The following is a 10,995-nucleotide window of genomic DNA, read 5'->3' as shown; positions in this document are numbered from 1 at the left end:
ACTTTTATTAATAAGTTAATCCCACTCTAGCTCCTATAAATTCTCTGGAAAACAGCTGTTGAAAGGTGAAATCCCCGGTATCATAAATAGAAATAGAAGACGGATCTTCTGGGAGACAGTCCTTTTCGTATCTGTAATGACCCACTCTTTCCCCAATAGGTAAGTAGGTTGGACAGACAATGGTCCAATCAAGCCCTGAATTCTTTAATAATAAGTAGGCTTTTAGATGTTCTTCTGCATCACGCGTGCTCTTTCGTTTGGACTCGGAAGATTGAAAACGATAGAGACTTGGTGTCGAGCGAGCTTGGAGAATACCTGCCGTCCCCACGGTTATTATTCGTTTGATTCCATACTTTTTCATATGTTTAATGATCAGTGGCATTGATTCAGAGAGGGTGGTACTTTTCTCTGTATTCAAAGCACTTATAATCACATTACTTCCCTCAATCGAAAGTGCAAGATCCTCCTCATTTAAGACATTTCCTTCCCTAACAAAAAGGTTTTCAGACTTAATATTGAGTTTTCCTTGGTCTCTAACAAGCACTTGAACAGACAACTGGTTGGCCAGTGCATTCTCAAGAATCACTGAACCAACTCTGCCTGTTGCACCTAAAAGGCAAATGTTCACAAAAACTTCACTCCTCGGTCACTAAAGTGTAACTTCTATCACTTGTTAATCCATTCCGCTGTGATATTTTAAAAATGTTTAGGTAGTTATATTTATAATTAAAGGTGGGATGGAGATGGGTGAGTATTCGATTGTACTGCTAATCGGTAGTTTTTTAATTCTTTCTTATTATATCGGATATACGATTTATAAGGCATAGGCTGTGGACAAAATGTCCGCAGTTTTTTTATATTACAGGAAAGGTTTAAATTCGACTTCGAAAATTGTCCAGCTCCAGCGCCTAGCCCCTCGGGTCAAATAACCTTCTGCAATAAAAGTCAAAGAGCGACTTTTCTTGCAGAAGAACATTTGCCTGTCGGGGCTGATCAAGTCGCTTGCGCTTTTCTATTAATAAACTGGGTAAAATTGGGTATATATATGAAAGAGTAAATATAGTGGGGTGAAGGTGATGGATGAATTTCGCTTAGAAAGGGATACGCTTGGTGTGGTTCGAGTCCCTATTGATAAATTTTGGGGGGCACAAACACAAAGGAGCCGAGAGAACTTCAAAATAGGTAACGAGAAAATGCCCCTAGAACTAATCTATGGGCTCACTTTTATAAAAAAGACAGCTGCAATGGTCAATTATAGGCTAGGAAAGCTCAGTGAAGAAAAACAGAAAGCAATTAATTATGTATGTGATGAAATCCTTAAAGGCACATATGATGAACATTTTCCATTGGTTGTCTGGCAAACAGGTAGTGGCACTCAATCCAACATGAACGTTAATGAGGTAATAGCTCATCTTGGAAACAAGTGGTTAGAAGAGCAAGGAATCCTTGAGAAAATACATCCAAATGATGATGTTAATAAGTCACAAAGTTCTAATGACACATTCCCAGCAGCCATGCATATTGCAGCGTATATGATGATTATTGAGAAACTTTTACCGACAATAATAGAACTAAAAAATACGTTAATAGAGAAAGAACAAGCTTTTGCAAAGATCGTTAAGATTGGAAGAACCCATTTACAAGACGCAACCCCATTAACATTAGGGCAAGAGATTAGTGGCTGGAGATTCATGCTCGAAAAAAACGAAAAGATGGTTAAGGAAGCGAATCAATATTTACTTGACTTAGCAGTAGGAGGTACGGCAGTAGGTACAGGAATTAATGCGGACCCTCAATTTGGTCAGATGGTGGCTGAGCAGCTGAAACAAATAACGGGTTACTCATTCCGTTCATCAGAAAATAAATTCCATGCATTAACTAGTCATGATGAAATTGTCTTTGTCCATGGAGCCCTAAAAGCTTTAGCTGCCGATTTAATGAAAATTGCCAATGATGTACGATGGCTGGCAAGTGGGCCGCGAAGTGGTATTGGGGAAATCAGCATTCCAGCCAATGAGCCAGGGAGTTCGATTATGCCGGGAAAAGTAAATCCAACTCAGAGTGAGGCCTTAACGATGATTGCATGCCAAGTGTTTGGAAATGATGCAACAATTGGCTTTGCAGCAAGCCAAGGGAATTTTGAATTAAATGTGTTTAAGCCAGTTATTATCTATAACTTAATTCAATCAGTCAGGCTACTGACTGATGGGCTCCGATCCTTTAACAAAAATTGTGTGGTTGGGCTAGAAGCAAACGAGGCGGTCATCAAGGAACATGTGGAACGATCACTCATGCTAGTTACAGCTTTAAATCCGTATATCGGCTATGAAAAGGCGGCAGAAATTGCCAAGCTTGCCTTTAATGAAAATAGCTCATTAAGAGATGCTGCAATTAAAACGGGGTATGTTACATCAGAACAGTTTGAAGAATGGATTAAGCCTGAAAATATGGTATAAAATCATTTGAAAGCCCTCTCCATAAAGGAGAGGGCTTAGCCATATTATTAATTTGTCTTGGTTTTACTAAAAATTAGCGTTGGAACCCGCCGCCAAGTTGAGACTCAGCCATTGCAACTAGACGCTTAGTGATTTCTCCACCTACAGATCCGTTAGCACGTGAAGTAGTATCTGCACCAAGGTTTACACCAAATTCAGATGCGATTTCATACTTCATTTGACTTAATGCTTGCTCTACGCCTGGTACTAAAAGTTGATTAGAGTTGTTGTTACTTGCCATAGTTGAATAACACTCCTCTTAATAATTTTGGGGTCAGTATGGAATTGAACCATAATATTGCCACCTTAGGCCTAACCCATATTATAAATGGTTGTTTGTTTCATCCACCGCTTTGTTTGTGTTGCTTTGTAATGTTTATTATGAATCATTCTTGAGGACTTATTCGAGATATTAATTAGTAATTTATTCCATTACATAGGGTGGTTAATCTAACGCAAACTAAGATTAAACATAATCAAAAGGGTGAAGCATATGTCAATCTGCCCGGTGTGTAATGGCTTGAGGGAAGTTTATTTATTGTGTACCAAGTGTGGAAATCCAATGATGGAAAGTGGGAGGCTAAGTGATTATTACGATGATTATAGCCCATATATGGAGATTGATTTAATGAAAATGGAAGACGGGTACCCTGATTCCCATTCTGGACAGAAATGCCCTCATCTATACCGGTGTCCAGTCTGTGATAACGATGAACTTATTTTCATAAAAGAATAAGAGGCTGACCCCAATGAGTCAGCCTCTTGATTCATAAAAAACATTATGGGCGGATTCTAAATTCTGAATCAGCATCAAAGAAATGAGCTTTGTTTAAATCAAATGCAAGGTCTACTGTATCGCCAGGATGAACATCTGCACGAGAATCAAGGCGTGCGACAAAATCTTGGTCACTAAGAGATGAATAAACCATTAATTCTGCGCCTGTTAATTCAGCTACGTCAATTGTTGCTGAGATTTTTGTACCTACAGATGCATCAATGAACACTGGCTCATCATGAATATCTTCTGGGCGAACCCCAAGGATAATTGATTTTCCAATATAGCCTTGCTCACGAAGGAATTTCATTTTTCCTTCTGGAACAGCGATTGAATTTTTTCCAATGACAAACTTACCGTCTTCTAACTTACCATTAAAGAAGTTCATAGCAGGAGAACCAATGAAACCACCTACGAACACATTTTCAGGTTTTTCATACACTTCTTTTGGTGAACCTACTTGCTGAATGATTCCGTCTTTCATAACAACTAATCTTGTCGCCATTGTCATGGCTTCTGTTTGGTCGTGAGTAACATAAATAGTTGTTGTATCTAAACGGCGGTGTAACTTTGCAATTTCGGCACGCATTTGTACACGAAGCTTTGCATCAAGATTTGATAAAGGTTCGTCCATTAAGAATACTTTTGCATCACGCACGATCGCACGTCCTAAAGCAACACGCTGACGCTGACCACCTGAAAGAGCTTTTGGTTTACGTGTTAAGTAAGCTTCTAATCCTAGAATTTTTGCCGCTTCTTTGACACGACGGTCAATTTCATCCTTAGGGAATTTACGAAGCTTTAAACCGAAAGCCATATTATCATATACAGTCATGTGTGGATAAAGAGCGTAGTTTTGGAAAACCATCGCGATGTCACGATCCTTTGGAGCTACGTCGTTTACTCTTTTTCCATCAATGAAAAAATCACCTTTTGAAATATCTTCAAGTCCTGCAATCATTCGAAGTGTAGTTGACTTACCACAACCAGATGGTCCAACGAATACGATAAATTCCTTGTCTTCAATGTGTAAATTGAAATCTTGTACCGCTGTTACCTTGTTATCATAAATTTTATAAATATGGTCTAATTTAAGTTCTGCCACTAGTAATTCCTCCTAGTACTGTTGATAAACTTAGTTTACAGGTAAAGTGAAAAAATCAGAATAGACAAGTTGCACAAAGATGAAAACGCTTTTTTTAGGCACATTGTTATTATTTATGGTTTTGTTCAAAAAGTAGACAGGCTAAGAAAACAGTAAAGGCTCCATAAAAATCCTTTAAACCTATTCCTGTTTTCTCGTGAAATTTATCAATACGATATTGGAGCGTATTCCTGTGAATATACAATTTTTTAGCCGTCAAACTCGCATTTAAATTGCTTTCTAAAAAAACCTTTATTGTCGAGAATAAGTCTTGGTCTTCAGTAAATACTTCTGTGATTCCTTGAATGCCTCTATTCTTTAAATCCATTGGCAAGTGGGCAGCTAAATACGCTGGGAAAATATGCTCAAAGGTAAAGATATCTTGTGTTCCTAGATAAGACATTCCAAAAGAAAAATACTCCTTCTCCTGAAGAAATCTTAACCGGAGCTGTTCTGAAATGGGATGGAATTTCCCAATAAAGAAAGAAATTTTTACATAAAAATCACTTTCCAATGTTTCAGACATGGATATTAATTCTTCTTCTGATAAAGAAACCTGTTTCTTTTCTTCAATGACAATTCCTCGCCGGCTGCTTTCCCAAATGATGTTGACCTCTTCCGTGAAAAACCCTTTTAAAGCCGATTCCATTTCTATCTGACTGGCATCGCTATTGTTAATATGAAACTGAATTAATCGAACATAGCTATCAGATGGAAATATGGGGGGAGGCCCGTCTAACAATAAAAAATCATACCAGCCCTTAGCAGGCGATGGGACAAAGGTTGTTTGATAATCAACTAATGTATAAATGGTTTTTAATAGGGTTAATTCCTTATCGCTGATCTCATTCTTGGGGATTCCAATCCATTCATCTCCAATGTCATTAAAAAAAACATGTAATTGGTCAGATGGATTCTTTGGTTTTTCAGTGAACAAAATGGAATTCTCGTATAGTAACAATAATTTTTTTAGCATAGTTTAGTTCCCTTATTTAAATTTTCTATATAATTTTAATTCCTTTTATTATAACAAAGGTAGTAGGACAATAAAAAAAGCTGAACCTTTTTATTTAAGGTCAGCTCCATCTCTTTTAATTTAATCACACTCATATGGTGGTTGCTCTTCAGGAAGTTCACGTGCTTCTTCAATATTTGTTGAATCATAGCGAGAATGCACGGACCCACCAGAGAGCCCCTCATTAATCATCCGGTCCACATCGACAAATGCCTGATCCCGACCCTCATAGGCAGAACCCTGATCTGCTGGATTATTTTTTCTTCCCTTCATTTTCACCAGTCCCTTCCACATTTCTAACAATAGTTTATGGAAAGGAAACCTTTTCATTCAGAATTATTCGTACACATGATAAAGCATTAACTCATGAATTTGGCTCGTTATGGACTCAATCTCTTCTTGTTCAGGAGTGTTTGTTGTCCATTCTACCTTTCCTGTCTGATGATATATGCCTGTATATCTTTGTTTTTTATAGTAAAAGGAAAAATTCCAACCAGGAATATTCTTATTATCAAATAACGGTTTGAACTGAAAGTGCATAATCATGCTAATAACCCCCATTTATTAAAGTTACCTTAACTATAGATTACCTTTAAAGAATGAGTATTTAAATATAATTTTCAGTTAATTTTTTATCAACTGAAGAAATAGGCGGCAAAGCTGTTCTATTTTTCTATCTTCAATATGCCGTTCATCGAAACTCATCGGTTTCGAGTTTACCTCATAGATATAATACTCACCATCTTCACTAATGCAGGCATCAATAGAAAATTCACCGAAATAGCCAAACTTGGTTGATAATTCGTTGCCGATATAAGGGACAATCAGTTGAAAGAATTGATCATGTTCCTCTGATTGCAGTAGCTTATATGGAATGAGTTTTCCTCCAGATGGTATATGCGTGGTAATGACTTGTTTGTGGGATTGCCTAATGCCAACTCCAGTAAGAATATAGGTATCATATTCTGCATGGGCTAGAATACGAAAATCAAATCGGGCCCCTTCATATTTTGCAGATTTTATTTCTTCCTGTGCCAAATAGTTTTTGTCGAGCAGTTCCTTACTCCATTTCTCCCAAAAGTCATCTAAGGAACGAAAGTTTTCAGTCATTTGAATGGAATCAAACTGGAGTTGTTCCGGGCCAATCCGTTTTAAGCGAAATATGCCTTTACCTTTAGCTGATTGTGCTGGTTTTAAATAAATGCTTGTATGTTTGTTTAGAAAGAAAGCCAATTCTTTCCAGTGATTGACCTGTATTGTTTGTGGAAGGAAGCGGTGAAGGACATCATGATTTTTTAACAGTTCATAGAGCTCATACTTATCGATAAAACCAGGATTAAAATATGGAATCTTTTTTTCTTTTAACCTAAAAAAAAATCTTTGTGTTGATAAGTCTTGTTCTGATTTTCGAAAGGGAATGCGATTATAAACTAGATCGGGATAGGGGAATGTTTCTCTTCGCCAGCATTTTTTATCAAGGGAATAGGAGTAGCCTATGATTCGTTCTTCGTCTGCATCCTCTGGAGTAAAAACAAAGCTCATTCCGTTTAATGAAATAAGCTTTTTGTGTAATTCTATAAAGAAGACTCCATTACCCGCTAGCGTTCCATTTGCTTTTTTAACAGTCATAATTCCAATCAATGGACGTTCATTTTTAGAAATCATTTGAACAGTTCCTCAGGGTGTAACAAGGATTGCTCGGTAAGAAAAACGGCAAATGCAATCGAAAGCTTTCGGGTTAGCAAATCAAACTCCTCTAATTCAGGATGACTAAAAATGGATCGGCCTGGTTTTGAATTGGCCTCAAAAAGCCAAACTTCTCCATTACGATCAATCCCTAAATCAAATCCAATCTCACCAATAATTCCTTCAATTACTTGATCAAGAGCCGAACTCAGTATCAGAGCTGCGGTAGTCAACTTTTCTGTGTATAAATGGCATTCTTCTTTCGAAAAAATCTCTTCCAGTGTTTTAATTTCTCCACCACTCCTGGCATGTGTTGTCACGCTGCCCGGACCTGCAATTTTTGCAGCAATCGCGGTCAAATGCCATTTCCCAAATTCGTCTTTATTCGTATGAACACGAAAGTCCATAGAACGCTGTTCGTTTCTGAGCAAGGGAATGCCTTGTTGAACTATCATGTTTTCAAGCGATTGATTCGCAAAGACAGAGTTGAACAGTTTTTCAATAGTAGAGAATTTGCGCAAGCGGTTTGTTCCTTCTCTGTCCTGGTATCGACAATAATAATCATCCGTTAATTTGTCATAGATAATTTGATGAACACCTAATCCTAGGCTGCCATTTTTGGGCTTTATAAAAATATGACCATATTTGGATAACATGGTTTCAATAATAGAAAAAGAGATAAAAGGAAAGGTTTCAGGAAGATAGCTTGTCACAGATGTGTCCTGTTGAAGTCGCTCGTAAATATCAAGCTTATTAAAGAATCCTGGATTATACCACGGAATAAGATATTCCTTTTGCAATCTGTCCCTAACCAAAATTAATTTAGGATTTCCTTCACTTCTCCTATTGGGAAGGCGGTCGTAAATTACATTTGGAAATGGCACATCCACTGTTTCCCAAGAATGTTGATGATAAAAATATCCCTCAATGGTTCCATGTTCCCAATTAATATGCTGTTCTCCAAAGACAAAAGGTAAGGCACCTACGGTTTTATTAACAGAGAGCAGTTTTGCAAAAAAAGTCGTCCTGTCACCCATTGGAAGTAATGGATCGGTTGTAAAACCTGACGTAAATATGCCCACAAGTGGACCGATGGAGAGGATTTGATTGTCTATGAACGCATGAAGGGAAATCTTAAAGGAGGGGAGCTTAATGGCTTTTTGAATTCTCCTACTCATTACGATTGTCTCTTCATTGTCTGGATGAGGAAGGAAATCCACCTCTACAGATTTTGAACCAAAAGCAATACTTGTTATTTGTTTGTTTCGAAGTAAAGCTGATGGACAAAAAACAACCATTTGGTCATTTTCAACTACCTCAATGAGATAATGTTTTCTCATAATAGATCTTCCTTTCTGTTTCTTCCGACTGAGAAAGGTATTTTCCATAAAGAAGGGGAGCGCGAGAGAGTACCTCCTGAACATCGGGTTGGGTTTGTAAGAGAACCTTTCTTCCTGGTTTTGAATTCATATCAAGAATCCATAAACCTCCATTTTTTGCCATGCCTATATCCACTCCTATTTCAAATAAAGGCATAAATTCTTGTTCTAAAATGGATGGGAGGTTCGTGAGAATATAATTTAATTCTTGTCGGATATACCCAGCAGTTATAGTTGGTATCGTTTTTAGCCAAGTATTAAAAGGGAACACAGACCCACCAGCACTTAAGTTTGATAAGATTCCCCCAGTACTGCCTACACGAACCCCTCTGCCACGTTCAACCCAACCGCCTTTTTCATTTTTTTGAAGAAGAACGCGTATATCGAATGGCTGTAATTCATTATTGGATAACTCTAGATAGGGTTGTAGTAGATACTTATGCTTTTTTAGCAATGTGTTTAGCCATAGGAGAAGTTTCGTTTCATTTGGAAAAATTCGCGTAATAATTTTTTTGTTTTTTTCTGTTTTTACTTGATAGCTTTTTTCATTCCTCTTTAAGTAGTAAATACCGTACCCTTGTGACCCGTTAACTGGCTTTAAAATAATTCTTTGAATGGAAGATAATTTTTTTATGATTATGGATGGGTCTGATACGGCTTGACTTTCAGGAAGATAGGAAGATAGAAGTGTTTCTTTCAATGAATGATACAATTCAAGTTTATTTGGTAATCCATATCCTAAAAAAATAAACTCCTGTCTGCTTTTTAGCCAGGAGACAATTGGCATGCATTGTTTGGAATGGTCATCATCTCCGTAAAAGCATCGATCATAAATAATGGGAGGAACCGGACATTCACATTCTACCCATGATTGGTCCATGGGGTGATATTTTCTCCCGCTAACCATTAACGTGTGTGGATCAATCAGGAATGGAGAGAAACGGAAAACCTCCATTTGGCATTCTTTAGCATGACGAGCTATATCGTTAATATAAGACTGTTCACTATCCATAGTTAAAGTCATTATCCCAAGCGTAATCAAGTAAAATCCTCCTTCACTACCGCAAAGTCAAAAGCAAGCTCTGTGCAAAATTGAATGATTGCTTTGGCAGACGGTCTAATTTTCCCTAAACCATCCTCAAAGTTCTTGGAAGGCTTAGAATTCACTTCAATTAACCAAGGTTTACCAGATTGATCTATTCCTATATCAATACCAAGTTCACCAAACAAACCTTCAGTATGACGGCTAATGACTGAAGCCGTCTCAATGGCTAATTCCTTCATAAGGGCAATAGCCTCTACCGCCTTTTTTTGAGTCATCCCATTCTGTAATGCATAAATAGGTCTCGTAATGGTTCCCCCTCTTGCGATATTGGATACAAATTCCTGTTCTGCTGCAATTCGTGCTACTGTTGAAGTTACCTTCCAATCGTCATTTAAGTTTTTGTGGCACAAGACTCTAAAGTCCACTGCACAAGAGTTGTGGGTGAATAAGTCAATGCCCTGCTGAATAATATAGATGTGATTATTAAGTATGGGCTTTAAAAGTTGATAAATCTCGTCAATGGTATACTGTGCTAACAAATCTTTTAACGGAAAAGATAAGGAGGTTTGAAGTGTATAGTGGTTTTCTTTAGTATTTTTGATTATTTTAATAATGTTTCTTCCTTGACTTCCATGGATAGGCTTTAGGAATACCGTCTGATATTTATTAGCGAACTTTTTCAGATGATCTTTAGAAAAGAGTATAGTCTCCGGAATAAAAGGTGTAAGCTGATTTTCTTCCTTTACATGTTCATAAATTTCCCATTTGGAAAGAAAGCGGTCATTAAATAAAGGAATCATCAATTGTTCGAGTCTTTGGCGAAACGCCAGGTAAGACTTCTGTTTCTCGAGTCTTCTAGAGTGTATACGGTTATAAATCACATTTGGTAAAGGGAGTTTAGCTAAGGTCCATTTGCCATTTTCAAAATAATACCCTTTGCCCATAGGTTGATCAAAAGTAAACACGTAAAAAAAACCACCACGCTCAGTTACTTCCTGATGCAGCTCTTCACAGAAGGCATGGATGGAACGAAAATGAATGTCACTAGTGTTAGTGGAATGTAAATTGGTTAATAAACCAATGATAGGTCCGAGGGTTAGTTCTTGATTGTCCGGTTGATACATGGCTTGGAATGTAAATTTTCTAATTGGAAGATGAAATTCTTTGAGCGTAGATTCAGATAAAAATAATTCTTTCACTGCTCCTGCGATTTGCTGCACATACATGGGTATTGTTTTTTGTCCGAGCGTTACTTTTATACGCTGCCCTCTATTTAATTGGAAATGAGCAACTAATGAATCTGATATTTGTAAAAGATACTTGTTTTCATTATTCATTTTTGTTGGATTCATCGTAATGGGGATTAACGGAACTGACATACACACTCCTCATTTACTTGGCTTCTGGGTATTTGCTGATATAGTATGGTATGTTCATTCAATCGGTAAGGTGATTT

Annotated in this window: 12 protein-coding genes; 2 read left to right on the top strand and 10 right to left on the bottom strand. The window is 37.4% G+C overall.

The window, feature by feature from the left end:
* Nucleotides 1-7: 7 nt before the first annotated feature.
* Nucleotides 8-628, bottom strand: coding sequence for an NAD(P)-dependent oxidoreductase (locus QFZ87_RS21525; protein WP_309866065.1), 621 nt, complete (start codon nucleotides 626-628; stop codon nucleotides 8-10).
* 448 nt (nucleotides 629-1,076) lie between these two features.
* On the opposite strand from QFZ87_RS21525, the gene fumC reads away from it, so the two are divergent.
* The gene (fumC, locus tag QFZ87_RS21520) at nucleotides 1,077-2,456 is read left to right on the top strand and encodes a class II fumarate hydratase (protein WP_309866063.1); all 1,380 of its coding nucleotides are present in this window, start codon (nucleotides 1,077-1,079) and stop codon (nucleotides 2,454-2,456) included.
* A gap of 73 nt (nucleotides 2,457-2,529) precedes the next feature.
* Here the strand turns inward: fumC and QFZ87_RS21515 are convergent, their stop codons facing one another.
* Entirely contained in the window at nucleotides 2,530-2,736 is a 207-nt protein-coding gene (locus tag QFZ87_RS21515; RefSeq protein ID WP_308080650.1) for an alpha/beta-type small acid-soluble spore protein, read from the bottom strand.
* A 321-nt stretch (nucleotides 2,737-3,057) separates the two neighbouring features.
* On the opposite strand from QFZ87_RS21515, the gene QFZ87_RS21510 reads away from it, so the two are divergent.
* Entirely contained in the window at nucleotides 3,058-3,231 is a 174-nt protein-coding gene (locus QFZ87_RS21510) for a hypothetical protein (protein WP_309866058.1), read from the top strand.
* A gap of 43 nt (nucleotides 3,232-3,274) precedes the next feature.
* Here QFZ87_RS21510 and QFZ87_RS21505 read toward each other — a convergent pair whose 3' ends face one another.
* The 8 genes from QFZ87_RS21505 to QFZ87_RS21470 form a co-directional block, all read right to left on the bottom strand.
* On the bottom strand, nucleotides 3,275-4,375 hold the full coding sequence (locus QFZ87_RS21505) for an ABC transporter ATP-binding protein (protein ID WP_309866055.1): 1,101 nt from the start codon (nucleotides 4,373-4,375) through the stop codon (nucleotides 3,275-3,277).
* A 109-nt stretch (nucleotides 4,376-4,484) separates the two neighbouring features.
* Nucleotides 4,485-5,390 (bottom strand): PucR family transcriptional regulator, encoded by a 906-nt coding sequence (locus tag QFZ87_RS21500; protein ID WP_309866053.1) that lies wholly within the window; start codon nucleotides 5,388-5,390, stop codon nucleotides 4,485-4,487.
* Nucleotides 5,391-5,510: 120 nt separating this feature from the next.
* Entirely contained in the window at nucleotides 5,511-5,702 is a 192-nt protein-coding gene (locus tag QFZ87_RS21495) for a hypothetical protein (protein WP_335526874.1), read from the bottom strand.
* Nucleotides 5,703-5,765: 63 nt separating this feature from the next.
* Nucleotides 5,766-5,975 carry a YheE family protein gene (locus QFZ87_RS21490; protein ID WP_309866048.1) on the bottom strand — a complete coding sequence of 70 codons (210 nt, stop codon included), beginning with the start codon at nucleotides 5,973-5,975 and terminating at the stop codon, nucleotides 5,766-5,768.
* A gap of 78 nt (nucleotides 5,976-6,053) precedes the next feature.
* Entirely contained in the window at nucleotides 6,054-7,094 is a 1,041-nt protein-coding gene (locus tag QFZ87_RS21485; RefSeq protein ID WP_309866046.1) for a YheC/YheD family endospore coat-associated protein, read from the bottom strand.
* The gene (locus QFZ87_RS21480) at nucleotides 7,091-8,455 is read right to left on the bottom strand and encodes a YheC/YheD family endospore coat-associated protein (protein WP_309866043.1); all 1,365 of its coding nucleotides are present in this window, start codon (nucleotides 8,453-8,455) and stop codon (nucleotides 7,091-7,093) included. Before QFZ87_RS21480 ends, QFZ87_RS21485 begins: the two co-directional genes overlap by 4 nt.
* Entirely contained in the window at nucleotides 8,433-9,536 is a 1,104-nt protein-coding gene (locus QFZ87_RS21475) for a YheC/YheD family endospore coat-associated protein (protein ID WP_309866040.1), read from the bottom strand. The genes QFZ87_RS21480 and QFZ87_RS21475 overlap by 23 nt, the downstream gene beginning before the upstream one ends.
* Nucleotides 9,533-10,918 (bottom strand): YheC/YheD family endospore coat-associated protein, encoded by a 1,386-nt coding sequence (locus QFZ87_RS21470; RefSeq protein ID WP_309866037.1) that lies wholly within the window; start codon nucleotides 10,916-10,918, stop codon nucleotides 9,533-9,535. Before QFZ87_RS21470 ends, QFZ87_RS21475 begins: the two co-directional genes overlap by 4 nt.
* Nucleotides 10,919-10,995 lie beyond the last annotated feature (77 nt).

This window comes from Bacillus sp. SLBN-46 (genome assembly GCF_031453555.1).
Taxonomy (GTDB): Bacteria; Bacillota; Bacilli; order Bacillales; family Cytobacillaceae; genus Neobacillus.
Note: the sequence above shows the minus strand (reverse complement) of the source record. Positions and strands in the feature narration are given on the sequence as shown.

Bases quoted from the DNA above. Each gene is read 5' to 3' on its own strand.
- fumC (WP_309866063.1), top strand. From the start codon at position 1,077: ATGGATGAATTTCGCTTAGAAAGGGATACGCTTGGTGTGGTTCGAGTC.
- QFZ87_RS21515 (WP_308080650.1), bottom strand. From the start codon at position 2,736: ATGGCAAGTAACAACAACTCTAATCAACTTTTAGTACCAGGCGTAGAG.
- QFZ87_RS21510 (WP_309866058.1), top strand. From the start codon at position 3,058: ATGATGGAAAGTGGGAGGCTAAGTGATTATTACGATGATTATAGCCCA.
- QFZ87_RS21500 (WP_309866053.1), bottom strand. From the start codon at position 5,390: ATGCTAAAAAAATTATTGTTACTATACGAGAATTCCATTTTGTTCACT.
- QFZ87_RS21495 (WP_335526874.1), bottom strand. From the start codon at position 5,702: ATGAAGGGAAGAAAAAATAATCCAGCAGATCAGGGTTCTGCCTATGAG.
- QFZ87_RS21490 (WP_309866048.1), bottom strand. From the start codon at position 5,975: ATGATTATGCACTTTCAGTTCAAACCGTTATTTGATAATAAGAATATT.
- QFZ87_RS21485 (WP_309866046.1), bottom strand. From the start codon at position 7,094: ATGATTTCTAAAAATGAACGTCCATTGATTGGAATTATGACTGTTAAA.
- QFZ87_RS21480 (WP_309866043.1), bottom strand. From the start codon at position 8,455: ATGAGAAAACATTATCTCATTGAGGTAGTTGAAAATGACCAAATGGTT.
- QFZ87_RS21470 (WP_309866037.1), bottom strand. From the start codon at position 10,918: ATGTCAGTTCCGTTAATCCCCATTACGATGAATCCAACAAAAATGAAT.